Genomic DNA, 26,502 nt, shown 5'->3' on the forward strand with positions numbered 1-26,502 from the left:
TATGCGGCTCCGCAGCGTGGGCGCGAGCGGCCCCCACCGGCCCGCAGCCGCAAACGCACCTCACCCCCGCGGCGAAAACGCATCCAGGATCCGACTGAGCATCAACTCGAACGCCCCCTCCAGATCAATCGGCCCCTGATCCTCCGCGAACGACGCGGCCAGCCGCGGATAGGCCCCCGTGGCCACCTGACTCCCGAGATAGGCGATCCGCACCGCGTTCTCCTCCTCCGCCGACCACGGCAACGACCGCGTCCGCTCCGCGCCGGCCAGCTCCGTCGCGACGTACGACGTCACACACCCGTTCAGCATCCCGACGAGCTGCATCTTCATGCCGTACGCCGCCTCCAACGGATCCAGGCACGCCAGACAGTGCTCCAGATACCGCAGGGCGTTCGGAGAGAAGCCGTAGACCGGTGACATCAGCCGCGTCAGCCACGGGTGCCGGTGCATCAGCGCCCGCGTCTGCTGAGCGACCCGCCGCATGTCCGCCCGCCAGTCCCCCGACGGCTCCCACACCTCGTGCTCCCCGCTGACGGCGTCCACCATCAGCTCGTACAGGTCCTCCTTGCGGGGGACGTAGTTGTACAGCGACATGGTCCCGCAGCCCAGCTCGCCGGCGACATGCCGCATGGAGACCGCCTCAAGGCCTCCGGCATCCGCCAGCCGCACGGCCACAGCCGCGATGTCGGCCCGGGTGAACGCCGGTTTCGGCCCGCGCCCCGTCCGTTCGGGTCGCGCCCAGATCACTCCGGGTTCGGCCGTCTTGCCCGCCATGGATCATCACCTCGGCCTCCATCCTAGTTACGTACACCGTACGTAGTGCGCTATGGTCTAGCCATGACTTCTACGTACGCTGTACTTAGTGAAGGCCTGGAGAAGCGGTTCGGTGAGGTCCACGCCCTGCGCGGGTTCGATCTGGCCGTCGCGCAGGGCACCGTCTGCGGCCTCCTCGGACCCAACGGCGCCGGCAAGACCACGGCCATACGGCTCCTCACCACGCTCCTGCGCCCGGACGCCGGCTCGGCCCGTGTCGCCGGGCACGACCTGCTCCGGGACCCGGCGGCCGTCCGCCGCCACATCGGCGTCACCGGCCAGTACGCCTCGGTCGACGGCGACCTCACCGGCCGCGAGAACCTCCGGCTGTTCGCCCGGCTGCACCGGGTGCGCGGGCCGGCCGAGCGGGCCGACGAGCTCCTGAAGCGCCTGGGACTGACCGAGGCGGCCGACCGGGCGGCGTCCACGTACTCGGGCGGGATGCGGCGCCGCCTCGACCTGGCGGCGAGTCTCGTCCGCCGCCCCGACGTGCTGTTCCTCGACGAGCCCACGACCGGCCTGGACCCCGCCAGCCGCAACCGGATCTGGGACGCCGTACGGGAGCTGACCGCCGACGGCACGACCGTGCTGCTGACCACGCAGTATCTGGAGGAGGCCGACCAACTCGCCGACGACATCGCCCTGATGGACCGGGGGCGGGTCGCGCACACGGGTTCGCCGGCCCAGTTCAAGGCCTTGATCGGCGCGCACGTCGAGGTCGTCGTCACCGACGCCGACGTCATGGTGAAGGCGGCGGGGGTGCTCGATCAACTCACCGGCGCGGAGCCGTCGTTCGACCACGAGCGGCGTGCCGTCGGCGCGATCACCCGGGACGGCACGCTCACGCTGCCCCACCTGGTGCGCGAACTGGACGCGGCGGGCGTGCCGTTGCTCGACGTGAGGATCGAACCACCCACTCTCGACGACGTGTTCCTGCGGCTCACCCAGGAAGCCCGGGAGACCCAGGAAGTCCAGGAAGCCCAGGAAGCCCAGGAAGCCCAGGAAGAGGAGCGTGCGGCATGAGCACCCTGGCCTACGACGGCGGCGCGATGCTGGGCCGGCAGCTGCGGCGGCTCCGGAACAACCCGGGGCTGCTGATCCTGACCCAGACGATGCCGATCTCCATGCTGCTGTTCTTCGGGTACGTCTTCGGCAGCGCGCTGGCGATGCCCGGCGCCGAGTACCGGTCCTTCCTGGTGCCCGGGCTGCTGGTGGCGACCGCCGCGGGCGGGGTCATGGCCGGCATGTTCCAGGCCGCCCAGGACACGCACCGGGGCGTGATGGACCGGTTCCGGACGCTGCCGATGAGCCGGGCCGCCGTACCGCTGGGGCAGGCGGCCGCCGACCTGGTCGTGACGGCCGCCGGGACGGTGCCGTTCCTGCTGGTCGGGCTCGCGGTGGGCTGGCGGATCGAGGGGTCCGCGCTCGAAGCGGTGGGCGCCGTGGGGCTGTTGCTGCTGTTCCGGTTCGCGGCGACGTGGGTCGGGATCTTCCTCGGGCTGCTCACCCGGAACGAGGAGGCCGCCGGCCAGCTCGGCGGGGCGACCTTCCTGCTGCCGCTGCTGTCCAACGCGTACATCCCGACCGAGGGCCTGCCGGGCTGGCTGCGCACCCTCGCCGAGTGGAATCCGATCAGCGCGGTCACCACGGCCCTGCGGGACCTCTTCGGCAACGCTCCCGTGCCGGACGGCGCCGCCTGGCCGGTCGCCCACCCGGTCGCCGGGTCGCTGGCCTGGTGTGCGGTACTGCTCGCGGTGTTCGCACCGCTCGCCGTACGCCGGTACGCGCGCGGCGAGCGCTGAGGGCCGCGCACGACAACGGCCCCGTCAACGTCCGTATACGGCAAGGCCGTTACGCACGGGACGGGGCCGATGAGCGGGGTGGGTGAAGTCGGGGGACGTGCCCGCGCCCGGGTGGCGCTCCGGGCTGCCGCCGCGTGCCGTGGGGATGACGGCGGCGACAGCGCGGTACAACGCCGGGAGGTGTGGTCTGCCGGACGCGGGCCTGGAAGTCGGTCGAGGAAGGTCGGTACCGGTCAGCGTCCGCCGAACAGCGAACGCCGGAGCCGGCGCAGCGGAGCGAAGAGCGAGACGCGGCGCACGCGCGCTCCCTGGTCACTGCGCACCTTCGTGGTGTCACGAGTGGTCAGTTCACGCATCAGCGAGGTCGCTTCGGCCGCCTCCGTCTGCGGCACGGCGGGACCTGCCAGCACCGAGAGATGGCGGTCGAGGCGCGAACTGGTCGCGCTGCTCCCGCAGGTGATCGCAGGGACCCTGGCCCTGCTGCGCATCGTTATCTGATCCATGTCACTCCCCACCCGTACGAGTCCACCCGGCCCGGGCAGGTTAACCCTATCGCCCCGGTGGGGCACGCGTGTATCGCGGTCACAGGATTCACCTTCCCCGTAAGGGTGTTGACGACTCGTCCATGATTACTCTCCGAATCCAACCGATTTCAGGGCGAGTTGGACAACTGGCTGGCTGGTGGGCTGCGGCGACCCTCCGTCCGGCTCGACGGTCACAGCCAGTGACGTCGCCGAGGTGCCGAGACCGGACGCGACCAAGGGCGTGTCGCCGTCGAAAAGCCCGAGGGAGCGGGGTTGCACATCAGGGCGCATCTCCCAGAGTTGGTGCACTCGGCCGCTCGGCAACTCGCCGTATCCGCTCAGAGTGACGACCGCACGCCCCTCCGATGCGGAGGCGACGACTCCGATCGTCCGTCCCTTCGCGTCCTCGCCGGCGGTCGCCCGGGCGTCGGATGCCCCGAGAACGTTAGCGATCTCACTCGCCTGCGCCCGCTGGGCGTCCAGCTGATCCTGTGTCCGGTCGGCCTGGACGGCGAAGAGGGAGGCGACGACGAGGGCGGCTGCGGCCGTGGCGGTGGCGAACGGCACGAGCAGGGGGCGCGTCCTTGGCACACGGGTGCGCGGCGGCGGCTGGGTGCCCCACACATGCGGCGGCAGCTGGGTGGCCCGCGCGTGTGCCGGTTCCCGCCCGGTCTCCCGTCCGGCTTCCCGCCCGGCGGACTCCTGCGGAGTCGTCCGTACGGCGGCCAGCACCCGGTCGCGCATCGCGGCCGGCGCCGGGGCGGCCGTCGACCAGGCGAGGCGGGCGGCGTCCTCGGACAGGACCCGCACCTCGACGGCACAGCTGTCACAGGTCTTCAGATGCTTCTCGAAGCGGAGCCGCTCACCGGGTTCCAGGGCGTCGAGGGCATAGGGCGCGGCGAGGGAGTGCAGGTCCTCGCGCCGCAGAAGGCGACCGACGAAGGTCACGCGACACCTCCCAGACATTTGCGCAGCTGGGTGAGCCCGTCGCGCATACGGGTCTTGACCGTGCCCAGCGGCAGGGAGAGCCGCTCGGCCACTTCACGGTAGGTGTAGCCCTCGTAGTAGGCGAGGGTGACGGACTGGCGCTGCAGCGCGGTGAGGCGCTCCAGGCAGCGGCGCACCCACTCGCGTTCGAGGCCGGCCTCGACCTCCTCGGCGACGTGGTCGAAGGCCGGGTGGTTCGCGCGCAGGGCCTCGCGCTGCTCGCGCTCGCCTGCCGCGCGGGCGCTGCGCACCCGGTCGACGGCGCGGCGGTGGGCGAGGGTGAGGATCCAGGACAGGGCGCTGCCCCGGCCGGGGTCGAACTTCGCGGCGGACCGCCACAGTTCGAGCAACACCTCCTGAGCCACCTCCTCGGACTGCGCGGGATCGCGCACCACGCGCCGCACCAGCCCGTACACCGGTCCGGAGACCAGCCCGTACAGCTCCTCGAACGCCTTCTGGTCACCGCCCGCAACGAGCACCAACAGCTCGTCCGCCTCCAACGCGTCTCCCCCTCCAGCCAGGCCGCAGCGCGGCCGTCCTGTCCCACGAGGCATTCGCAACGAACCCACCTCCGGATGGGTTTACGGATCAGCTCGCCGAAAACGCGGGTCCCCCTCGATGAAACAAGTTTTCAGTTCCGCCGTAAGAACGCTTGAGATTTGACCAATCCACCTCGGCGACGGCTCCGAATCGGGTTCGTCAGGCAAGTTGGCACGGAGGACGGACGGCATGACACCTATTTCCAGGAGCGGTGCGGGACGCAAGGGCCTCGCGACCCTCATATGTGGTGCGCTGGCCGCCGGAGGGCTCGCAGCCGCCGGCGTCGCCGCGCTGGCACCGGGGGCGGCCTTCGCCTCCAGCCACCGGGAGGCCCCGCTGATCTCGGGGACACCGCAGTACGACAACACGGACGTGTACGCGTTCGTCAGCCCGGACAAGCCGGACTCGACGACCATCATCGCGAACTGGATCCCCTTCGAGGAACCGGCCGGTGGACCGAACTTCTTCACGTTCGCCGAGGACGCGCAGTACGACATCCACATCGACAACAACGGTGACGCGCAGGGCGATCTGCTCTACCGCTTCACCTTCGCCACACACATCAAGAACAAGAAGACGTTCCTGTACAACACCGGTCCGGTCGAGAGTCTGGACGACAAGGACCTCAACATCACGCAGACGTACGACGTGGAGCTGATCAAGCTCAAGGACCAGTACCCGGTGTCGAAGACGAAGGTCGCCAACGACGTGCCGGTGGCCCCGTCGAACGTCGGCAAGGCGTCCATGCCGGACTACGCCAAGCTGCGCGAGCAGGCCGTGCACAAGCTCGCGGGCGACGCGACGTCGTTCGCCGGCCAGGCCGACGACCCGTTCTTCCTGGACCTGCGCGTCTTCGACCTGCTCTACGGCGGGAACCTCTCCGAGGTCGGCAACGACACGCTCAAGGGCTACAACGTCAACTCCATAGCCCTGCAGGTCCCGACCCACATGATCGCCGAGTCGGCGGACCAGCCGATCGTAGGCATCTGGTCGACCACGCAACGCAAGAACGCCAAGGGCTACTTCGAGCAGGTCTCGCGCCTGGGCAACCCGCTGGTGAACGAGGTCGTCAACCCGCTCAAGGACAAGGACAAGTTCAACGCGTCCGCGCCCTGGGACGACGCCCAGTTCCTGAAGAACGTCACCAACCCCGAGCTGCCGAAGCTCATCGAGGCGATCTACAAGATCCCGGCGCCCGACGAGCCGCGCAACGACCTGGTCGACGTCTTCCTCAAGGGCGTGAAGGACCTCAACCAGCCCCCGCACGTCACACCCTCGGAGATGCTGCGCCTCAACACCTCGATCGAGCCGGCCGCCGAACCCAAGCGGCTCGGTGTCCTGGACGGCGACAACGCGGGCTTCCCGAACGGCCGTCGCCTCACCGACGACGTGATCGACGCCTCGCTCCAGGTCGTCGAGGGTGAACTGCTGGGCGCCAAGAACGACTTGGGCGACGCGGTCGACAAGAACGACAAGGACTTCGAGAAGGCCTTCCCGTACGTCGCCCTGCCGACCGAGGGTTCACGTGGCCCGCTCGCCAAGGGAACGGACGGCGAAACGGACGTCCGCAGCCAGCTCGGCGACGCGCTCCAGCCGGCGGGTGCGGGTGCCTCCGGCATGGATGACACGACGCTGATCGCCGGTTCGGCGGGCGCCGGTGCGCTGGGGATCCTGCTGATCGGCGGGGCCCTGATGTGGTGGCGCCGGATGCGGGATCGGGCGTACTAGGCCGTCGGTCTTCTGCGGGCCCGCTGTGGCTGGTCGCGCCCACGCGGCTGAGCCGCATATCGAAACAGCCCCGCGCCCCTTAGGGGCGATGCCGAACGGCCCATCGACTGGCGCGGCCCGCGCAGTACTCATCCCCCACGGCGCGGGCCGCGCCGCCCCACGCGACAACGACCGCCCCTGGAAAGCCGAGGAGAGGGCATGGCCCCGCGTACGAACGACAGCGCACCGGAGAACGAGGAGCACAGTGAGGCCACCGGTGCCGCGAGGCGGCAGAAGCGGAGCGCATTCCAGCCCGTCCGGCGTTTGAGGACGAGGCCGTTCAGGCCGACGGGGGTCCAGGGGGCGGAGCCCCCTGGCGGGGTCGAAGGGGCAGAGCCTCTGGAGGATGGGACGGGTAGGGGCGGCGGGGGCGAGGAACACACGGTGCAGCACACCGCCGCCGCCCGCCGCAGCCGCGCCCTGCACCTCGCCGGCTGCGCCGCCCTGCTGGCCATCGCCCTCACCGCCGGCTCCATCGCCCTCGGCGCCGTACACGACGACGCGGCCACCGGCGTCGCCCCCGCCTCCGCCGCCGTCTCCCCCGGCCTCCTCGCAACCGGCGACCTGGACACCGGCATCGCCTCCCTCCAGGCCCACCTCCGCGACCAGCCGAGGGACGTCAGCGGCTGGGCCACCCTCGGCCTCGCCTACGTCGAGCAGGCCCGCACCAAGGGCGACCCCTCCCGCTACCCCCAGGCCGACCGTGCCTTCAAGCGCTCCCTCTCGCTGAACGGCGACAACGACCAGGCCCTGGCCGGCCGCGCCGCCCTCGCCGCAGCCCGCCACGACTTCGAGGACGCCCTCAAGTACGCCGACCAGGCCCTGAAGGTGAACCCGTACAGCGAACGCGCCCTGTGCACCCGCGTCGACGCCCTCGTCGAACTCGGCCGCTACGCCGACGCGGCCAAGGCCGCCGACACGGCCGACGACCGCCGCCCGGGCATCCCGGTCTTCACGCGCTACGCGTACGTACGCGAGCTGCGCGGCGACGTCCGCACGGCCCAACGCGTGCTGAACCAGGCACTCTCCTCCGCGGTCACCCCCGGCGACATCGCGTACGTCGCCACCCAGCTCGGCCAACTCGCCTGGAACCAGGGCGACTACGAGAGCGCCCTCACCCACTACGCCCGCGCGCTGGCCGCAGACGACAACTACGTCCCCGCCCTCGAAGGCCGCGCCCGCGCACAGGCGGCGAGCGGCGACCGGGACGCGGCGACGAAGGGGCTGGCGGACGTGGTCTCCCGGTACCCGCTCCCCGGCCCGCTCGTCGAGCTCGGCGAGCTGTACGAGTCGGCCGGCGACCAGGTCAAGGCCGACGACCAGTACGCCCTCGTCGACGCCTGGACGGCCCTCGCCCGCGCCAACGGCGTCAACGCCGACCTCGACACCGCCCTCGCGGCGGCCGACCACGGCGACAAGGCCTCCGCCCTGCGCGCCGCCCGCGCCGAGTGGGACCGCCGGCAGACCGTGCACACCGCGGACGCCCTCGCCTGGGCACTGCACGTCAACGGCCAGGACGACGAAGCCCTCCCGTACGCCCGCAAGGCCACGGCCACCGGCTACCGCAACGCCGCGTTCCTCTACCACCGAGGCGTCATCGAGCGCGCCACGGGCAACGCCGAGGACGCCCGCGAGCACCTGCGAGCCGCGCTGAAGCTGAACCCCGGCTTCTCGCCGCTGGGCGCCCGGGAAGCCCGTACGGCACTCAAGGACCTGGAGGCGGCCAAGTGACCCCTCGTCGACTGTTCGCCTCCGGCGCCGCCGTCCTCACGGCGGCCTGCGCGCTCGCGCTGTTCGCCTCCCCTCCCGCGAGCGCGCACCCCCTCGGCAACTTCACCGTCAACCGCTACGACGGCCTCGTCGCCGCCCCCGGCGAACTGCGCGTCCACCATGTCGAGGACCTCGCCGAGATCCCGGCTACGCAGGCCGAGCCGGACATCGAGAAGGCGGGCATGAGGGCGTGGGCCCGGCAGCGCTGCGAGCAGGCGGCGCAGGGCAGCGAGGTCACCGTGGACGGCCGTACGGTCGCGCTGACGCTGAACAGCAGCCACGCGCGCGTGCGGCCCGGTCAGGCGGGGCTCGACACGCTCCGGGTGGAGTGCCGCCTGACGGCACCGCTTCCCGAGGACGCCACCGTCGACCTCGGCTTCCGTGGCGCGGGCGCGGAGGCCGGCCCCGGCTGGCGGGAGATCACGGCACGCGGCGACCGTATGACGCTCGCCGCCTCGGACGTGCCCAAGGAGTCGATCTCCCGTGAACTGACCGAGTATCCCGAGGAGTTGCTCTCCTCCCCCGCCGACACCAAGGCCGCGTCCCTGCGCGTGCGCCCCGGCGGCCCCGCCCTCGCCGAGGCGGACCAGGACGCCCCCGGCTCGTCCGTCCTGCCGCGCGGCGCCGACCGCTGGACCCGGGCCCTGGACGGCCTGGTCTCCCGCCAGGACCTCACCGTCGGTTTCGCCGCCCTCGCCCTGGTGATCGCGATCTTCCTCGGCGCGATGCACGCGCTCGCCCCGGGCCACGGCAAGACCATCATGGCCGCGGTCGCGACGGCACGCGGCGGCCAGGCCCGTCTCAAGGACGTCATGCCCCTGGCCGCCTCGGTGACGGTGACTCACACCCTGGGCGTGGTGGCCCTGGGCCTCCTGGTCACGGCCGGCTCGGCGGCGGCACCGTCGGTGATCACCTGGCTGGGCGTCGCGAGCGGCGTCCTGGTGACGCTGGCCGGAGCGACGCTGGTACGCCGGGCCTGGCACATCCGCAACCATGCACACCCGCACCCACACAGTCACGATCACGACCACCCGCACGGGCACGACCACCCGCATGAGCACCCTCACGATCACCACGACCATGACCACGACCGCGAGCACTCACACGAACGCCAACCGGTCCTGGTCGCCGCAAACACGCGCGCCGCGACAGAGACGCACACGCCCGCACCAGGCCACACCCACGCGCACGACCACAGCCACCAGCACGACCAAGACCACCCCCACCCCCACACGCACACCTCCCCGCACCCCCACACCCACACCCCCACCCGAGGCCTCCTCACCCACACCCACGGCGGCTTCACCCACTCCCACCCCACCGCCCCCACCCTCCGCGGCACGATCCTTCTCGGCTTCGCCGGCGGGCTCGTGCCCAGTCCCTCCGCGGTCGTCGTGCTCGTCGGCGCGGCGGCGCTCGGGAAGGCGTGGTTCGGGCTGCTGCTCGTCGTCGCGTACGGCGTCGGGCTCGCGCTCACCCTCACCGCGGCCGGGTTCGCCGTAGTGAGGCTGGGTACCGGAGTGACGCGGCTGCTGGACAAGCAGCCCCGCTGGATGGCCCACCCCCTGACGGTCTTCGTCCGCCGGACCGCCCCACTGGGATCCGCGGTGCTCGTCGTACTGATCGGGGCCGGATTGGTGTTCCAGGGGGCGGCATCCGCCCTCGGCTGAGCTACTTTTGGGGAGAAATCACTCGGAGTGGAGATTTCGCTCGGATGCGAATGGGGGACGCCCGTGTCCGAAGAACCGGGCAGTGAACGTCTGATCGCGGGCCGCTACCGCCTCCTGTCCCCGCTCGGCGAGGGCGGCATGGGAACCGTGTGGCGGGCCCGCGACGAGCTGCTGCACCGCGAGGTCGCCGTCAAGGAGGTGCGCGCGCCGCACGGGCTGCCGGCCGCGGAGGTCGAGCGGATGTACGCCCGGCTGGAGCGCGAGGCGTGGGCGGCGGCGCGGGTCGCCAACCGCAATGTGGTCACGGTGTACGACGTGGCCACGCAGGACGGCCGGCCCTGGATCGTGATGGAGCTGGTGCGGGGCATCTCGCTGGCCGAGCAGCTGGACGCCGAGGGCCCGTTGAGCCCGCAGCGCGCCGCGCACATCGGTGCCGAGGTGCTGTCCGCGCTGCGGGCCGCGCACGAGGCCGGGGTGCTGCACCGGGACGTGAAACCGGCCAACGTGCTGCTGTCGAACGACGGCCGGGTCGTCCTGACCGACTTCGGTATCGCCATGGTGGAGGGCAGCTCCGCGCTGACGATGACCGGCGAGGTCATCGGCTCCCCCGAGTTCCTGGCCCCGGAGCGGGCGCTGGGCCGGACACCCGGCCCGGAGTCGGACCTCTGGTCGCTCGGCGTACTCCTCTACGCGGCCGTGGAGGGCAACTCCCCCTTCCGCCAGAACACCCCGCTCAGCACCCTGCGCGCAATCGTCGACGAGGAACTGCCCCCGCCGCACCGGGCCGGTCCGCTCACCCCGGTCATCGAGGGGCTGCTGCGCAAGGACCCGGCCGAGCGGCTGCCGGCCGAGCGGGCCGAGCAGGACCTGCGGATCATCGGAGCGGGCGGCACTCCCCGCGCGGACGCGGTGCAGGCGACCCCGTACACCCCGACCGTCGCGGCGTTCCCGGCGCCACCGCAGACCGCCCCGACGGCCCCGACGGCCCCCGTTCCGCCGCCCGCATCGACCCGGCCCGTCACCGGCACCCCCGCCTCCACCACGACCCCCGTCCGCCCCGACCGCAACCGCCGCGCCGCAATCGCCCTGATCGCCGGCGTCGCCGCCCTCGCACTGGCCGTGGCAGGACTGACGTATGCCCTGCTCAACCGCGGGGACGACGGGCGCAAGGCGGGCGGCGAGGGCACCACCAGCCAGACCGGCGGCGGGACTTCGCCTACGGAGACCGAGGACGAGAACGCCTCCGGCGGGGGCCAGAGCCCGACGCCGAGCCCGAGCGAGAGTGACACGCCTTCCGCGGCCCCGCAGTCCGTGAAGGTGACGCTGGCGGGCTCGAACCTGGAGTACTCCGGGTCCTGTCCGCCGCCTAACGGCGAGGCGCCCGCGTTCACGGCGACGTTCACGGTGGGGCGGTTGCCGGCGGAGGTCAGCTATCGCTGGGTGTCGCAGGACGGCGACGTCATGGACCAGGGCTGGAAGACCCTGTCGTTCCCGGAGGGCGGGGGGCGGAGCAAACAGGACCGGGCGTTCGTGACCACGTACGACGACAGCGGGACCTTCGAGAACGAGATCAGCGTCGAGGTCCGAGACCCGGCGGAGACGAAGTCCAACTCGGTGCCGTTCTCGGTGACTTGCGTGACGGAGACCCCGACGGACGGGGTCTCGCCAACGCCTACCGGGTCGCCGAGCCCTTAGAGGTTCAGGCCGCGGCGTCCATTACCGGCAGATAACCACCCGACTGGCCCGCGGCCGTCGGGTGGTAGGACTCCGAGATGTTGAGCCAGTTCACGGCGTGCATCCACGAGCTGCCGGAGCAGATCTCGTGCCCGGTGAAGGCCGGTCGCACGTCGGCGAAGGTGAAGCCGTGGTCCAGGGCGCGCTTCTCGGTAGCGGTGTCGATGTAGTCGGCCGCGTCGTTGAGCGCCCTTCGCTTGGTCTCGGACAGGCCGACGCACCCGGACGCGCCCAGCTTGTAGAAGCGGGGGTAGCCGAGTACGACCACATGGGCGGACGGGGCCTTGGCTCGGATGGCCGAGTAGACGGTGTCGAGCCGACCGGGCAGCGTCGAGTCGACGAACGCCTTCGCGGTGTTGATGCGTGAGACGCAGGCGCTGTCGCCCTGGAGCACACAGGTCTGCATGATGTTGGCGAAACCTGCGTCGTTGCCTCCGATCGTGATCGACACGAGTGCGGTGGTGGCGCTGAGCGGGCCGAGCTGACTGGCGGTCACATCACCCGTTTGAGCGCCCGAGCAGGCCGTGAAGTCGAACGTCGAGGGTGAGTTGGCGGCGGCCCACAGGTACGGGTACGCCCTGGTGCTGCGTGCGCAGTCGCCGCTGGAGGCGAGGTAGCTGCCCGCGCCGAGGCCGGAGGAGTAGGAGTCGCCGAGGGCCACGTAGCCGCCGGTGGCGGCGGTTTCGGCGGCCTGCGCGGCGCCGGCCCCGGTGAGGGCGGTGCCGACGGCGAGGAGGAGTGAGGCGACGTATGCGGAAAGTCGGGAACGTCTCATGGAACCTCCCTATAGCAGGATCTCTGCCATAACCGTCGTACCAACTACGCGTGTTGACAGGAAGTGTTCATGCCAAGAATTTTCAGGGCATCGCGACCTTTACCCTGTCGGTTTACTGTGGGTTTTGTTGCGTGTTCATGACAGAGTTGTTGACAACCCGTCAACTCCCTTGTCGGTCACACCGGGACCACAGATCCTTTACCTCGGCTTGGGAACGGGAACGCGACGTTCCGAGGTCGTGCACGCGATCACGCGCGCACCCCCCACAGACGCGCGCCCCACCAGGGCGCGCGCCGCCTAGAGGAGGACTCCCTCGTAATGGCACAACTGCGTAGCAACAAGGTCCGGTTCGCCGCGATAACCAGCCTGGCGACCGCCGCCCTCGTCGGTGGACTCACCGCCCTCCCCGCCCAGGCCGCCCCGGCCGAGGGCAAGGTCCTGGCCGCCGGCTCCGCCACGGCGATCAAGGACAGCTACATCGTCACGCTCAAGAAGAGCGCGGGCCTCAAGGCGGCCTCGGCCGCGGGCAAGGACGTCGTCGAGGAGTACGGCGGCACGGTGAAGAAGACCTTCACCAAGGCGCTGAACGGCTACTCCGCCACCCTCTCCGCGAGCGAGGCCAAGAGACTCGCGGCCGACCCGGCCGTCGCGTCCGTCGAGCAGAACCAGCGCGTCCAGCTGGCCGACACCACGCAGTCAAGCGCCCCCTGGGGCCTGGACCGCATCGACCAGGCCGCGCTTCCGCTGTCCGGCACCTACACCTACCCGGACAGCGCGGGCAGCGGTGTGACGGCGTACGTCATCGACACCGGCGTGCGCATCACGCACCAGCAGATCAGCGGTCGGGCCACCTACGGCTACGACGCCGTCGACGGCGACACCACCGCCTCCGACGGCAACGGCCACGGCACCCATGTGGCCACCACCATCGCGGGCTCGACCTACGGCGTCGCCAAGAAGGCGAAGATCGTGGCGGTGCGCGTGCTCGACAACGCGGGCTCCGGCACGACCGCGGGCGTCATCGCGGGCATCGACTGGGTGACCAACAACCACTCCGGTCCCTCGGTCGCCAACATGTCGCTCGGCGGCGGCGCCTCCACCTCGCTGGACACGGCGGTCGCCAACTCGATCGCCAGCGGTGTGACCTACGCGGTCGCGGCCGGCAACAGCAACGCCAACGCCTCCTCGTACTCCCCGGCCCGCGTCTCGACGGCGATCACGGTCGGCGCCACCACCAGCTCGGACGCCCGGGCCAGCTACTCCAACTACGGCTCGGTCCTGGACATCTTCGCGCCGGGCTCCTCGATCACGGCCGGCTGGTACACCAGCGACACCGCGACGAACACCATCTCCGGTACGTCGATGGCGACCCCGCACGTCGCGGGTGCGGCCGCGGTCTACCTGGCGAGCCACACCTCGGCCACCCCGGCCGCGGTCGCCTCGGCGCTGACCTCCGGTGCCACCACCAGCGTGGTCACCAGCCCGGGCAGCGGTTCCCCCAACAGGCTCCTGAAGCTCGTCCCGTAACAGCGCACCGCACGAAGTGATCCACCGTTCCCCCGGAGACGCCCGCCGTCTCCGGGGGAACGTCTTGACGGCCCCCACGGAGCTGAGCGACATTGAAGCCCGGCATCCGGCGCTTCGGGGGGCAAAGTCGCCAATGCAGACCTTACGTATCAAGACAGCTTCATCCAGAGCCGAGGCTCACGACACCGAGCGGGCGCGAGCAGGACCGGGGAGGGACCTGACGCCGCTGCTCGCGGGTGCCGCTACGGCTGTGGGGGGAATCGGCGCGGTCCTCGCGCTCGTCGACTCGGGCTCGCCGCTGCGCGGCCCCTTCACCCTGTTCTTCCTGCTCGCGGCACCGGCCGGGGCGATCGCCGCCGCGCTGCGCGGGCTGGAACCCTTCGGCCGTGCCGTCGCCTCGGTTGCGGGCGCGGTCGTCGTCAACATGCTGGTGACCCAGGGCATGCTGGCCGTGCACCGGTGGTCGGTACGCGGCGGGATCGTGGCCGTGACCGCGATCAGCACCCTCATGCTCCTGCTGGTTCTGGTGCGGCGGCTGCGCGGCCGTACGACGCGAAGGCGGACTGACTGACGTGGACATCAGCGTGTACCGCCCCGGCGAGCTCAGCTCCGCCGACCGGGCGGCGTGGACATCGATGCAGTCCAAGGCCCATCTCCAGGGTTCGCCCGAGCTGGGCAACCCGTTCCTCGCCCCCGAGTTCGCCCTCGCGATCGGCCGCTGCCGGCGCGGGGTGCGGATCGCGGTCGTACGGGAGGGCGGCGAGCCGGCCGCGTTCTTCCCGTTCCAGCGGACGGCGTCCGGCGTCGGCCGGGCCATCGGGCTCGGCGTCTCGGACGCCCAGGGGGTGGTGCACCGGCCCGGGTTCACCTGGGACGCCCGCGAACTGCTGAAGGCGTGCGGGCTCGCCGTCTGGGAGTTCGACCACCTGGTGCAGGGCCAGGCAGCGTTCGCGGCGGAGGCGTCCGGCAGCTACCCGTCCCCGGTCATGGACGTCGACCAGGGCTACGACGCGTATCTGACCCAACTCCGCGCACAGGCACCGAAGTTCACCAAGTCCACGCTCGCCAAGGAGCGCAAGCTGGGCCGGGACCACGACGGCGTGCGGTATGTGCACGACGAGCGCGATCCGGCCGCCCTGCGCACGCTGACGGCCTGGAAGTCCGCGCAGTACCGCAGGACCGGACGCAGCGACCGGTTCGCGCACGAGTGGATCACCCGGCTCGTGGACCATCTCTTCCACACCCGCTCCGAGCCGTTCGCGGGGATCCTGTCGGTGCTGTACGCGCACGACAAGCCGATCGCCGCGCACTTCGGGCTGCGCTCGGAGCGCGTGCTGGCCTGCTGGTTCCCGGCCTACGACCCGGCGTTCTCGAAGTACTCGCCGGGGCTGGTCCTGCACTTGCGCATGGCCGAGGCGGCAGCCGCCGACGGCATCGCCTATCTCGATCTCGGCCGGGGCCAGAAGGAGTACAAGGACTCCCTGAAGACACGTGAGCTGACGGTGTCGGAGGGGTGGGTGACCCGGCGTCACCCGGTCGCGTTCGCCCACCGGGCACGCCGTGCCCCGGTCCGGGCGCTGCGCAACACCGTGCAGGCACGGCCGGAGCTGTTCGAACCGGCGGACCGGCTCCTCAAGCGTATGGGGCAGATCCGCTCGGGACGTACGTAAGTACGGTCAAACCAACAAAAACGTGAGGGCTCGTTCCAGCTCTTGCCATACAGGCTCAATCATCAATACCGTCGTACATCTCACTCGCATCGGACTGTCGGCTAGCGGCTCTAGGGGAGGGCTCAAGTGCCGCGACGGTTCCGGCGCGGGGCGCGGTAGGGGGGTGCTCGGTGAAGGTGTTCGCACTTTTGACCGAGTCGTGCCGCGCGACCGGCTGCCGATTCCTCGACGGCCGGCCAGATATGCCAGCTCACCACACGTGCACGGAGAGTCGCTCGTCCGTGCCGTGAGTGAGAAGAACCCCCCTTTCGAACCGGACACAATGCCGGGCCGCCCAGGGGCGGGCGGTCCACCGGACGAGAGGGACCTGACTCATGAGTTCTGTTCTGCAGCCTGCGGTCGCGGGCCAAGATCCGTCACCGGTCGGCAAGTACCGGCCCGTCTCCACTCACCTGGCCATCGCGCCGCCGGTGAGCGTGGTGATCCCGGCCATGAACGAGGCCGAGAACCTTCCGTACGTCTTCAAGACACTGCCGGACTGGATACACGAAGTGGTCCTGGTGGACGGCAACTCCACCGACGACACCGTCGAAGTGGCCCGTGAGCTGTGGCCCGAGGTGAAGGTCGTGCGGCAGCGCGGCAAGGGCAAGGGGGATGCCCTGATCACCGGGTTCGAGGCGGCCACCGGCGACATCATCGTGATGGTCGACGCGGACGGCTCGGCCGACGGCAACGAGATCCTGTCGTATGTCTCCGCCCTGGTCTCGGGCGCGGACTTCGCCAAGGGGTCCCGCTTCGCCAACGGCGGCGGCACGGACGACATGACGCCGATCCGCAAGCTGGGCAACTGGGCGCTGTGCACGGCCGTCAACCGCAAGTTCGGCGCCCGCTACACCGATCTCTGCTACGGATACAACGCGTTCTGGCGGCACTGCCTGGACAAGATCGACCTCGACTGCACCGGATTCGAGGTGGAGACCCTGATGAACATCCGGGTCGTCAAGGCGGGCCTGAAGGTGCAGGAGATACCGAGCCACGAGTACCTCCGCATCCACGGCACGAGCAATCTGCGGGCCGTGCGGGACGGGCTGCGGGTGCTCAAGGTGATCCTCACGGAGCGCTCCAACCGGCGTGCTCTGCGCCGCCGCAGTGCCGCGGCGCACTCTCCGATGCTCGATTCGGTGCCGTCGGTCCGTTCGGTTCCGCCGGTTCCCTCGGTCCGGGGAGAGGCGTCTTGAGCGGTCCCGACATCTCCGTCGTGATCTGCGTGTACACCGAGGACCGCTGGGAGGACATCCTCGCGGCGGTCTCCTCGGTGCGGGCGCAGGCGTATCCGGCCCTGGAGACGTTGCTGGTCGTCGACCACAACGAGGCGCTCCTGGACCGGCTGACCAAGGAGTACAAGGAGCCCGAGGAAGGCGCGACCGAGGTGCGGGTGCTCGCCAACGCGGGCCCCCGCGGCCTGTCCGCCGGCCGCAACACCGGTATCGCCGCCTCGTACGGCGAGGTGATCGCGTTCCTCGACGACGACGCGGTGGCCGAGCGGGACTGGCTGAAGCACTTCGCGGCCGGGTACGCCGACCCGCGTGTGATGGCCGTCGGTGGGCGCACCGAGCCGATCTGGGCGTCGGGGCGCCGGCCGGACTGGTTCCCGGAGGAGTTCGACTGGGTCGTGGGCTGCACCTACCGGGGCCTGCCGCGCGGCCGGGTCCGGGTGCGCAACGTCCTCGGCGGCAACGCCTCCTTCCGGCGTACGGCGTTCGACTTCGCGGGCGGCTTCGCCACCGGCATCGGGCGCGACGGCGACCGGCTGCCGCTGGGCTGCGAGGAGACGGAGCTGTGCATCCGGCTGACGCGGGCGAGGCCGGACGCCGTTCTGCTGATCGACGACCGGGCGGTGATCCATCACCGGGTGCCCGGACCGCGTGAGCACTTCCGGTACTTCCGCACGCGCACGTACGCCGAGGGCCTGTCGAAGGCGCTGGTGGCCCGAAGTGTCGGCGCCGACAAGGGACTTGAGTCGGAACGCCGGTACACCACCCGCGTCCTGCCGGCCGGGGTGGCGCGCGGGCTGCGGGACGCCCTGCTGGCCCGGCCGGGCGGTGCGGGGCGGGCGGGCGCGATCGTCGCCGGGGTGTTCACCGCGGCCGGTGGCTACGTGGTCGGGAGTGTCCGGGCGCGCCGGGGCGGCGCCACGTACTCGGTGGCGGGGATCGACAGCGCACCGGGCAGCGAGGGGGCACCGGGCATCGAAGGGGGCGGCAGATGACCGACGCGCGCGTACCGATTCTCATGTACCACGCCGTCTCCACCTCCCCGAACGACGCCACCCGCGATCTGTCGGTGGCGCCGGAGGCGTTCGCGGAGCAGATGGCGCTGATCGGCGATCTGGGCCTGACGCCGGTCCGGACGGCGGACCTCGCGGCCCGCTGGCGCTCCGGCAAACCGCTGCCGGAACGCCCCGTGCTGATCACCTTCGACGACGGCTACGAGGGCGTGCACCGGCACGCGCTGCCCGTGCTCGCCAAGCACGGCTTCGCGGCCACGGTGTTCGTCTCCACGGGCTGGTTGAAGGGCCCGCACGACATGGGCGGCGGCCTGGACACCATGCTCGACTGGGACCAGGTCCGCGAACTGGCCGAGGCGGACGTCGAGATCGGCGGCCACAGCCACACGCATCCGCAGCTCGACCAGCTCCCGGACGACAGCCTGCGCTCCGAGCTGATCCTCTGCAAGGAGATCGTCTCGGACCAACTCGGCACCGTCCCGGCCTCGTTCGCCTATCCGTACGGCTACTCCAGCCGCCGGGTGCGCGAGACGGTGCGCGAGACGGGGTACGCCCAGGCGCTCGCCGTCAACAACGGCCTCGCGCGGCGCCGGCAGGGGCCGTACGCCCTCACCCGGCTGACCGTGCGCCGCACCACCGGCATCGAGGAGTTCGGGAGGATGGTCGAGGGCCGTGCCATCGCCCGCGCCTTCGCCAGGGACCGTGCCCTCACCAAGGGGTACGCCGTGGTCCGTAGAGCCCGCCAGGTCCGCCGGAAGGCCATCCGTTCCCGTGTCTGACACGACGACCACGACCGAGCCGGCATCGACCGACAAGGCGGCGCCCGAGCAGTCGGGGCGCCGGCTACGCCTGCCCGGCATGGGCGGGTCCTCCGGGGGAAGTCAGCTGTTTCGCAACGCCTACGCCCTGATGATCAACACGGGCATCTCCGCCGTGCTGGGGCTCGGTTTCTGGCTGGCCGCGGCCCGCTACTACTCCGAGGCCGCGGTCGGCCAGGGCTCCGCCGCGATCGCCGCGATGAAGTTCCTCGCGGGTCTGACCGCGGTGACGCTGACGGGCGCGCTGGCCCGGTTCATACCGGTGGCGGGGCACAACTGCGGCCGGCTGATCTTCCGGACCTACGCGGGCAGTTGTGTGGTGGTGGCGCTGGCCGCGGGCGCCTTCCTGCTGACGCTGGACCTGTGGGGGCCGTCGTACCGGTTCCTGAACGGGGCGGCGGGCGGGCTCTTCTTCGTCGTGGCCGTCATCGCCTGGAACCTGCTCACGCTCCAGGACGGCGTGCTGACCGGGCTGCGCAGCGCGGTGTGGGTGCCGGTCGGCAACACCGTGTTCTCCGCGGTGAAGCTGGGCCTGCTGGTGGCCTTCGCGGTGGCGATCCCCACCGCCGGTGTCTTCGTGTCGTGGGTCGCGGCGATCGCGGTGTCGGTGCTGCCGCTGGGCTGGCTGGTGTTCCGGCGCCTGGTGCCGCGCCATGTGAAGGCGACCGCGGACAACGGCAGGCCGCCGTCCCTGAGGGAGATCGGGAGGTTCCTGGCGGGCGACTACACCGGCTCGCTGTTCTCCCTCGCCGTGGTCTATCTGATCCCGGTGATCGTGGCCGCGCAGGTCTCCGCCGAGGACAACGCGTACTTCTACATCACGGCCACGATCGGCGGCACGGTCAATCTGCTCGCCATCAACATGGGCGCCTCCCTCACGGTCGAGGGCTCGCACGACCCGGGGCGGCTGGCCGCCAACACCCGGGCGGCGCTCAGGCGCATGGCGCGGATCATGGTGCCGGTCGCCGCGATCCTGTTCTTCGGGGCGCCCTGGATCCTGGGCGTCTTCGGCCAGGGCTACGCGGACGCGGCGACCCCGCTGCTGCGCTGGTTCACCGTCGGCGCACTGCTGCGGGTCGTCATGGAGACGTACTTCGCGGTGCTGCGCGCGCAGAGCCGTACCGCCGGACTGGCCTGGCTGCAGGGCCTGTTGTGCGCCCTGGTGCTCGGTCTGACGCTGCTGCTGCTCCCCCGCATGGGCCTGACCGGCGCGGGTGTCGCCGAGATCGCCTCCCTCGCGGTGATCGTCACGATCGCCGCGCCGAAGCTGTACCGGACGGCGCGTGCGACCTCGGCCGAGGTGCCCGAGGACGCGGCCCCCGACGGTGACCTCGCCGACCTGGGGGCGCGCGAGGCACCCGAGGGGGAGCGCAAGCGCATGCCGGGCTGGGCGCTCGACACCGACACCCTCACCCTCGGCGTCCACGTCGACTTCGACCACCTGGAACGCCGGCCGGACGTCCGCCCGGGCCCGGGGACGCCACCCACGGGCACGCCACCGGTACGCCCGGAACACCGGCCGACCTGGGCCCGCAAGCCGGAGGTCGGGCTGCCGGTGGAGGAGCGGGAGCCGGGCTCGGAGGCTTCGATGGGGCCCGCCGAGGTCGACGCGCCGTTCGAGGCGGACGCTCCGTTCGACACGGACTTCGACGCGGGCCGGGGCGAGGAGGCCGCACCGGAGGAGCCCGAGGAGGCTGCCGTACGGGAGGAGGCCGTCGTACGGCAGGAGACAGCCGTACGGGAAGAGCCGCCCATGCCCGAAGATCCCGTACGACAGCCTGCCGTGCCCTCGCTCACCTGGCGGGAGCGGCTGCTGCCCACCCGCCTCGGAGTGGTCCTCGGCTGTCTGCTGATCGCCGCGCTGCTGTTGTACTGGGTGCCCGCGCTGCGGCTGGGCGAGGCCGACCTGGACGGCATGGGCGGGCTCGGGCTGGTCTCCGTGCTGCCGATGCCGACGCTGGTCGGGGCCGCGCTGCTGGCGGTGGTGTTCGCCTCGCTGCTGTGGCTGGGGCGCGAGCACAAGGCGCTGCTGCTGATCACGCTGCTCGCGACGGTCGTGTCACTGCACGCCCTGCCCGCCCTGATCGAGACCGAGCCGAGGTTCGCGACGGCCTGGCAGCACCTCGGCTTCCTCGACTACATCGACCGCACCGGATCGGCCGTGCCCGACCTGGACGCGCGCTGGAGCTGGCCGGGCTTCTTCGCGGTGGCCGCGTTCGCCGCGAAGGCCTGCGGGGTCAGCGACTTCACCGAGGTCATCCGCTGGTGGCCGCTGGCCATGCAACTCCTCTACCTGGTGCCGATGTTCCTGCTGGTGCGCTCGATGCGGGCGAGCTGGCGCGCCAAGTGGACCGGCATCTGGGTCTTCGTGCTCAGCGGCTGGGTGGGCCAGGACTACTTCTCACCGCAGGGCTTCACCTATCTGCTGTACCTGGTCTTCGCGGCGATCCTGCTGGTCTGGTTCCGCGCGCCGCGGGTGATCTGGACGAAGCGGCGGCCCGGCGAGGTCGAGGTCGAGCCGACGGACCGACGGCAGCGGGCCGTGCTGCTGATGGTCGTGATCGGGCTGTTCGCCGCGAGCGTCCCGGCCCACCAGCTCACGCCGTTCGTGATGCTGGGTGTACTGACGGCCCTCGTCCTGATCGGCAGGTCCGAACTGCGCGGCCTGCCCATCCTGTTCGGCGTGATGGTGACGGTCTGGATCGGCTTCCTGGCCGAGCCCTACTGGTCGGGACACTTCGACGAACTCTTCGGCGGGGTCGGCGGCGTCGGCGGCAATGTCACGTCGTCCGTCTCCGGCCGTATCGAGGGCGGAAGTTCGACCCACAAACTCGTCCTCTACGCGCGCGTGCTGCTGGCCGGCGGCGTGATGGCCTTCGCCTGCTGGGGCTGGTGGCGCCGGCGCTTCCACCACTACCGGGAGCGCTCGCTGCTCGTCCTCACCTTCGTGCCGTTCCTGGGCTTCGGCATGCAGTCGTACGGCGGCGAGATGGCGCTGCGCGTCTTCATGTTCGCCCTGCCCGGCGCGGCCCTGCTGACCGGACTCGCCTTCTTCCCGCGCACCGGCGTCACCGCCAAGGAGCGCGACAAGGACCGGGTGAGCCTCGCCCCGCTGGCCGCGCTCATGGCCGGCCTGGTGCTCATGGGCGGCTTCCTGGTGGCCCGTTGGGGCAACGAGCCGTTCGAGCGGGTGCGGCCCGGCGAGGTCGCCGCCATGGAGTACGTGTACGCCCATGACGATCCGAGCCTCAGGCTGCTGTGGCTGAGCGACGACCCGGTCAGCGTCGTGACGCCGTCGATGCCGTGGGGCGCGCGGGACATGGAGAAGGTGGAGTACCTGCCCACGCTGGCGCCGGCCGACCCAGTGCTGGTGTCGGGGCTGGTGAAGGCGCTCAAGGACGCCGGCCCGAACTCGTATCTGATGATCAACCGCAGCCAGGTGACCTATCTCCGACTGGACGTCGGCTATTCGGCGACCTGGGAGTCGCGGCTGATCCAGAACCTGGACAAGCGGCAGGAGTTGAAGAAGGTCTTCGTCAACGCCGACGTGACGATGTACGCGCTGCGCAAGCAGCCGGCGGGCGAGATCCCGAAGGCCGACCCCGGTCCGATCGGACCGCAGGTGACCTGGACGCCGTGGTCGGTGGTCGGCGGGCTCGCGGCTCTGGCGCTGATCGTGCTGCTGATGGCGCGCGAGATCGTGCGGGTGGCGATGGCGCCGAGCGTGCGGCAACTGCGGTGGCTGCAGAGCAGCTTCTGGTTCTCACTGCCGCTGCTGGCGGTGCTGCTGGCCTCGTTGGTGCAGCGGTTCCTGACGATCAAGTAGGGCTCGGCCCGGCAGGGTGGGTGAGGTGGCTCGGCGTTCTCAGCGTTTGAGCCACTTCACCTCGTACGCCTGCAGCTCGACCTTCTCGCCGTCGATCTTCACGCTGGTCTGCCGGTCGAGGGTGTTCACGGCCAGGATCACCTTGTCCGTGGCCAGGACCCGCACGTCGGGCTTGTCCACGGACACCTTCGTGTACTCGGTCCCCGGCCGGAACTCCTTGCCGAACCGGGCGAGCAGGTCGTACATGGGCAGCTTCTCGCCGCCGCCCGCCCCGTAGGTCGGCGTCCACAGGCAGCCGGCGCATTCGGTGCCCTTCTCCTCCTCCGGGTTCCAGTAGAAGGCGGAGGAGGCACCGCCCTTGGCCAACGCCACCATCCCGGCGGCCTGGACGGCTACCCGGCGGGCCTCGGACCAGCCCTTGCGGTCGTCGTTGCCGTCGGCGGGTTCGACGTAGTACTCGGCCCACCACAGCGGCAGGTCGCCGGTCTGTTCGCGCACCCACCGGCTCACCGCCGTGAACTTGTCGGTGGCCGTGAACTCGTCGGGCAGCAGCTCGTCGTCCCGGGTGTAGCTGGAGCCGTCCACGACGACGAAGTCGGCGCCGGTCTTGTGCCGGTTCCAGTACTCGAAGGCGTCGATCGTGCGCTGGTCCATGGCGCCCCAGGGGCCCTTCAGCGCCGTCGAGGCCTCTTCCGCGCGCGGGTCGACGCTGTCCATCACGAGGTACGGCCCGCCGACCATGATCTCCGGGTTGACCTTCTTCAACGCCTTGCGGACGAGGTTGTAGAGCCGTGTGTAGCCCTCGTAGTCCCAGCGGCCCTCGGCATCGTTCCAGAAGCCCTTGAACTCGTTCCAGACGATGAAGTGGCGTACGTCCGGGTAGCGCTTGGCGACGGTGACGGCGAGCGCGGCGAAGTCGTCGAAGTGCTCGGGCTCGGGTGCCGTCTCCAGGGCGGCCTGGCTCCAGTTGGTGTTGTCGACGCCGGCCTTGCCGCCCTTCATCCAGTCGGGGGCGCAGCACAGGGTGACGACGGGGGTGCTGCCGGAAGCACGGACGAAGTCGATACGGCGGTCCATCGCCTCGAAGTCGTAACGCCCCTCGACCGGCTCGGGGTTGTCGGCGCCCCAGCCCATGATGTGCTGGATCTGCGGCAGTCCCCCGGCGTCCGCGATCCGCCCCTCGACGCCCTTCACGGCCGCCGCGGCGCCCTCGTCGGCGCTGTGCTGGGTGTGCGTGAACCCCCAGCCCACCTCCGGATCGGTCGCGTCCGGCGTGGCGGTCGGGTTGCCGTGCACCTTGTCGCCGTCCCGTGAGGTGCCGTCGGTGTTCACGCCGTTGCCCGGAAACGTGTTGAGGAGGGTCACCACCAGGGCCAGAGCCACCGCGCCCACCCCGAGCAGCGCGGTGAGCCGCCACCGCCGTGCCCCCGAATTCCACCCATGACGTCCCATCAAGGACAACGGTAACGGGGGTGCCGGTCGCTGGGGCAGGTTTCGGCGCTACACAGTCTCGTAACAGGACAGAGGGGATACGGCGGCGGGACGACAGGGAGACGGAGGGAATACGGGCGGAGGGAATACGACGGATGCGCCGGGCATGCACCGTTGGCGGGACGTGGCACGGAAACCGGGTGCACGGGGGCTCCGCGTGCCGGATCATGGCCGCATGTCTGCGAACCCACACGACGCTCTGCCGATCCGGCTCAACGTCGACGACAGCGACTCGCCGTCCGACGTCGTCGACGCGCTGTTCCTCGGCCGCTTCGCGACGGGCGAGCAGCCGTACTCGCACGCGGTGAACATCGACCGCGTACGGTCCGGGGCGACCCTCCTGCCGCCGGGCGCCCGCGTGCTGCGCGCCGCCCGCGACGACGACCGCAGCGCGACGCTGGCGGAGGGCGACGGCTGGACCCTGCTGATCTCCCGCTGGAACCGCGGCGCCGACGTCACGGTGACCGCGACCAGCGAGGAGCTGGCGGAGCGGGTGCTGGGCGAGGCGACGGACGGCGCGGCGGACGAGCCCGAGCCGCAGCCGGAGAACGTGACCATGGGGTTCTGGTACGTCTCCCCCCGGCGCGGCCCGCACCGCACGACCCGGCAGATCTCGGCGGGCACCTGGGACGAGGTGCGGGCCAACTACACGGCGCCGGTCGCGGACGCGATGGACCACCTGATGAAGACGACGCCGGAGGACATCGCGGGCCGCCTGCTCCTGCTGCACGGCCCGCCCGGCACCGGCAAGACGTCGGCGCTGCGGACGCTGGCCCGCTCCTGGCGGGACTGGTGCCAGGTGGACTGCGTACTGGACCCGGAGAGGCTGTTCTCCGACGTCGGCTATCTCATGGACATCGCGATCGGCGAGGAGGACTCGACGGGCAAGGGCCGCTGGCGGCTGCTGCTCCTGGAGGACTGCGACGAGCTGATCCGCGGCGAGGCGAAGCACACGGCGGGCCAGGCGCTGTCGCGGTTGCTGAACCTGACGGACGGCCTGTTGGGCCAGGGCCGCAACGTCCTGGTCGGTGTGACGACCAACGAGGACCTGGAGCGCCTGCACCCGGCCGTCGTCCGCCCCGGCCGCTGTCTGGCCCGCATCGAGGTGGGGCCGTTGACGCGCCGGGAGGCGGTGAGCTGGTTGGGCGCCGAGGAGGGCGTCGGCCGCGAGGGCGCCACGCTGGCGGAGCTGTACGCGCTGAAGCGGGGCACGTCCCCGACGTCGCTGCCGGACCCGCGGGACGGGGCGGACGCGGGGCTGTACCTGTAGCCATCCGGTGCTTTCATGGCTGTATGACCCTGTTCGTCGGGACGTCTGGGTGGCAGTACAGGGACTGGCGGGGCGCCCTCTACCCCGCCGACGTTCCCATGCGACTGTGGCTGGAGGAGTACACGGAGCACTTCGCCACAGTGGAGATCAACAACGCGTTCTACCGGTTGCCGACGCGGGAGAACTTCGAGGCCTGGCGTGACCGGGTACCGCGGGACTTCGTGGTCGCGGTGAAGGCGAGCCGCTATCTGACCCACATCAAGCGGCTCAAGGATCCCGAGGAGCCGGTCCAACGTCTGATGTCCCACGCGGCGGGCCTGGGCGACCGCCTGGGGCCGGTCCTCCTCCAACTCCCGCCGACTCTGCGCGCCGACCCCGCCCTCCTGGACGCCTGCCTGGCCTGCTTCCCGTCCGGGACGCGCATCGCGGTCGAGCCCCGCCACGAGTCCTGGTGGGCATCCGAGACCCGCGAGGTGCTGGAGACCCGGAGCGCCGCCCTGTGCTGGGCCGACGTCCAGGCCCGCCCGGTGACCCCGTTGTGGCGCACCACGGACTGGGGCTACGTCCGCTTCCACGAGGGCCGCGCCCACCCCTGGCCCCGCTACGGCCGACGCTCCCTGGAGTCCTGGGTCGACCGCATCGCGACCACCTGGTCCGGCGCCGAGGACACGTACGCGTATTTCAACAACGACCCCGGCGGGGCAGCGGTGGAGGACGCGGTGGTCTTCGGGAGGGCGGCGACGCGAGCGGGCCTTGCGGTGACCCGCACGCCGGATGTCGCCGCACGCCGCTGACTACTTGCCGTAGGCCGCCCGCAGGGCATCCCGCACGGCAGCGAGCGCCGCCTTCTCGTCCAGCCCCAGCCTCCGAGCCCGCTCCACGTACGCCTGCGCGGCCGATGCGAGCTCACGCTCCGCGGCCGAGCCGGCGGCGGCCACGAACGTGCCGTTGCGCCCCCGCGTCTCGATCACCCCGTCGCTCTCCAGGGCCCGGTAGGCCTTGGCGACCGTGTTGGCCGCCAGCCCCAGCGACTCCGCGAGCCCTCGCACGGTCGGCAGCCGGTACCCCACCGGGAGCACCCCCGCCCGCGCCTGCTCGGAGATCTGCGCCCGCACCTGCTCGTACGGCGCGGCACTGTCGTCGATGTGGATCTTCAAGGTCACAGGGCCGATTGTCCCGTACCCCCTCGGAAAATGAGAGGCACCCTCGCGCCCGGTCCCCGTAGCGTGCG

Annotated in this window: 22 protein-coding genes; 15 read left to right on the forward strand and 7 right to left on the reverse strand. The window is 71.1% G+C overall.

What is annotated here, in order from left to right; genetic code table 11:
- Positions 1-60: 60 nt before the first annotated feature.
- On the reverse strand, positions 61-774 hold the full coding sequence (locus ACIA8X_RS22965) for a TetR/AcrR family transcriptional regulator (RefSeq protein WP_393457937.1): 714 nt from the start codon (positions 772-774) through the stop codon (positions 61-63).
- Positions 775-837: 63 nt separating this feature from the next.
- Between ACIA8X_RS22965 and ACIA8X_RS22970 the strand changes: the two genes are divergently transcribed.
- Positions 838-1,836, forward strand: coding sequence for an ATP-binding cassette domain-containing protein (locus ACIA8X_RS22970; RefSeq protein ID WP_399458987.1), 999 nt, complete (start codon positions 838-840; stop codon positions 1,834-1,836).
- Positions 1,833-2,615, forward strand: a complete 783-nt coding sequence (locus tag ACIA8X_RS22975; RefSeq protein WP_393457943.1) for an ABC transporter permease — start codon at positions 1,833-1,835, stop codon at positions 2,613-2,615. The genes ACIA8X_RS22970 and ACIA8X_RS22975 overlap by 4 nt, the downstream gene beginning before the upstream one ends.
- A gap of 233 nt (positions 2,616-2,848) precedes the next feature.
- On the opposite strand, the gene ACIA8X_RS22980 is transcribed toward ACIA8X_RS22975, so the two are convergent.
- The 3 genes from ACIA8X_RS22980 to ACIA8X_RS22990 all read right to left on the reverse strand — a co-directional run bounded on the left by ACIA8X_RS22980 (position 2,849) and on the right by ACIA8X_RS22990 (position 4,626).
- On the reverse strand, positions 2,849-3,118 hold the full coding sequence (locus tag ACIA8X_RS22980) for a hypothetical protein (RefSeq protein ID WP_393457946.1): 270 nt from the start codon (positions 3,116-3,118) through the stop codon (positions 2,849-2,851).
- 126 nt (positions 3,119-3,244) lie between these two features.
- Positions 3,245-4,087 (reverse strand): anti-sigma factor domain-containing protein, encoded by an 843-nt coding sequence (locus tag ACIA8X_RS22985; protein ID WP_399458988.1) that lies wholly within the window; start codon positions 4,085-4,087, stop codon positions 3,245-3,247.
- A complete protein-coding gene (locus tag ACIA8X_RS22990) occupies positions 4,084-4,626 on the reverse strand; it encodes a sigma-70 family RNA polymerase sigma factor (protein ID WP_393457952.1) in 543 nt (180 codons plus the stop codon). Before ACIA8X_RS22990 ends, ACIA8X_RS22985 begins: the two co-directional genes overlap by 4 nt.
- 229 nt (positions 4,627-4,855) lie before the next feature.
- On the opposite strand from ACIA8X_RS22990, the gene ACIA8X_RS22995 reads away from it, so the two are divergent.
- From ACIA8X_RS22995 to ACIA8X_RS23010, 4 genes are all read left to right on the forward strand, one after another.
- A complete protein-coding gene (locus tag ACIA8X_RS22995; RefSeq protein WP_399458990.1) occupies positions 4,856-6,394 on the forward strand; it encodes a DUF4331 domain-containing protein in 1,539 nt (512 codons plus the stop codon).
- A gap of 198 nt (positions 6,395-6,592) precedes the next feature.
- Positions 6,593-8,164 carry a tetratricopeptide repeat protein gene (locus tag ACIA8X_RS23000; RefSeq protein ID WP_399458991.1) on the forward strand — a complete coding sequence of 524 codons (1,572 nt, stop codon included), beginning with the start codon at positions 6,593-6,595 and terminating at the stop codon, positions 8,162-8,164.
- Positions 8,161-9,873, forward strand: coding sequence for a nickel transporter (locus tag ACIA8X_RS23005; RefSeq protein ID WP_399458992.1), 1,713 nt, complete (start codon positions 8,161-8,163; stop codon positions 9,871-9,873). Before ACIA8X_RS23000 ends, ACIA8X_RS23005 begins: the two co-directional genes overlap by 4 nt.
- A 63-nt stretch (positions 9,874-9,936) precedes the next feature.
- A complete protein-coding gene (locus ACIA8X_RS23010; RefSeq protein WP_399458993.1) occupies positions 9,937-11,568 on the forward strand; it encodes a serine/threonine-protein kinase in 1,632 nt (543 codons plus the stop codon).
- Positions 11,569-11,572: 4 nt separating this feature from the next.
- Here the strand turns inward: ACIA8X_RS23010 and ACIA8X_RS23015 are convergent, their stop codons facing one another.
- Complete coding sequence (locus tag ACIA8X_RS23015) at positions 11,573-12,382, reverse strand: SGNH/GDSL hydrolase family protein (protein ID WP_399458994.1); 810 nt, start codon at positions 12,380-12,382, stop codon at positions 11,573-11,575.
- A gap of 318 nt (positions 12,383-12,700) precedes the next feature.
- Between ACIA8X_RS23015 and ACIA8X_RS23020 the strand changes: the two genes are divergently transcribed.
- From ACIA8X_RS23020 to ACIA8X_RS23050, 7 genes are all read left to right on the forward strand, one after another.
- The gene (locus tag ACIA8X_RS23020) at positions 12,701-13,909 is read left to right on the forward strand and encodes a S8 family peptidase (RefSeq protein ID WP_399458995.1); all 1,209 of its coding nucleotides are present in this window, start codon (positions 12,701-12,703) and stop codon (positions 13,907-13,909) included.
- 250 nt (positions 13,910-14,159) lie between these two features.
- Complete coding sequence (locus tag ACIA8X_RS23025) at positions 14,160-14,480, forward strand: hypothetical protein (protein WP_393457973.1); 321 nt, start codon at positions 14,160-14,162, stop codon at positions 14,478-14,480.
- 1 nt (position 14,481) lies between these two features.
- Positions 14,482-15,579 carry a GNAT family N-acetyltransferase gene (locus tag ACIA8X_RS23030; RefSeq protein ID WP_399458996.1) on the forward strand — a complete coding sequence of 366 codons (1,098 nt, stop codon included), beginning with the start codon at positions 14,482-14,484 and terminating at the stop codon, positions 15,577-15,579.
- Between the two features lie 374 nt (positions 15,580-15,953).
- Entirely contained in the window at positions 15,954-16,817 is an 864-nt protein-coding gene (locus ACIA8X_RS23035; protein ID WP_393457979.1) for a glycosyltransferase family 2 protein, read from the forward strand.
- Complete coding sequence (locus ACIA8X_RS23040) at positions 16,814-17,848, forward strand: glycosyltransferase family 2 protein (RefSeq protein WP_399458998.1); 1,035 nt, start codon at positions 16,814-16,816, stop codon at positions 17,846-17,848. The genes ACIA8X_RS23035 and ACIA8X_RS23040 overlap by 4 nt, the downstream gene beginning before the upstream one ends.
- A complete protein-coding gene (locus ACIA8X_RS23045; RefSeq protein WP_393457984.1) occupies positions 17,845-18,645 on the forward strand; it encodes a polysaccharide deacetylase family protein in 801 nt (266 codons plus the stop codon). The genes ACIA8X_RS23040 and ACIA8X_RS23045 overlap by 4 nt, the downstream gene beginning before the upstream one ends.
- Entirely contained in the window at positions 18,638-22,510 is a 3,873-nt protein-coding gene (locus ACIA8X_RS23050) for a lipopolysaccharide biosynthesis protein (protein ID WP_393457986.1), read from the forward strand. Before ACIA8X_RS23045 ends, ACIA8X_RS23050 begins: the two co-directional genes overlap by 8 nt.
- A 39-nt stretch (positions 22,511-22,549) precedes the next feature.
- On the opposite strand, the gene ACIA8X_RS23055 is transcribed toward ACIA8X_RS23050, so the two are convergent.
- The gene (locus tag ACIA8X_RS23055) at positions 22,550-23,962 is read right to left on the reverse strand and encodes a xylan 1,4-beta-xylosidase (protein WP_399458999.1); all 1,413 of its coding nucleotides are present in this window, start codon (positions 23,960-23,962) and stop codon (positions 22,550-22,552) included.
- Positions 23,963-24,176: 214 nt separating this feature from the next.
- Here ACIA8X_RS23055 and ACIA8X_RS23060 point away from each other — a divergent pair, with 214 nt between their 5' ends.
- Together ACIA8X_RS23060 and ACIA8X_RS23065 are read left to right on the forward strand one after the other, a co-directional pair.
- Positions 24,177-25,271: a DUF5925 domain-containing protein gene (locus tag ACIA8X_RS23060; protein WP_393457992.1), complete on the forward strand. Its 1,095-nt coding sequence runs from the start codon at positions 24,177-24,179 to the stop codon at positions 25,269-25,271.
- A gap of 23 nt (positions 25,272-25,294) precedes the next feature.
- Positions 25,295-26,065 carry a DUF72 domain-containing protein gene (locus ACIA8X_RS23065; protein ID WP_393457995.1) on the forward strand — a complete coding sequence of 257 codons (771 nt, stop codon included), beginning with the start codon at positions 25,295-25,297 and terminating at the stop codon, positions 26,063-26,065.
- On the opposite strand, the gene ACIA8X_RS23070 is transcribed toward ACIA8X_RS23065, so the two are convergent.
- Positions 26,066-26,434: a GntR family transcriptional regulator gene (locus ACIA8X_RS23070; RefSeq protein ID WP_393457998.1), complete on the reverse strand. Its 369-nt coding sequence runs from the start codon at positions 26,432-26,434 to the stop codon at positions 26,066-26,068.
- Between the last annotated feature and the right edge of the window lie 68 nt (positions 26,435-26,502).

Origin of the sequence: Streptomyces sp. NPDC051738 (assembly GCF_044453205.1) — a bacterium.
Lineage (GTDB): Bacteria > Actinomycetota > Actinomycetes > Streptomycetales > Streptomycetaceae > Streptomyces.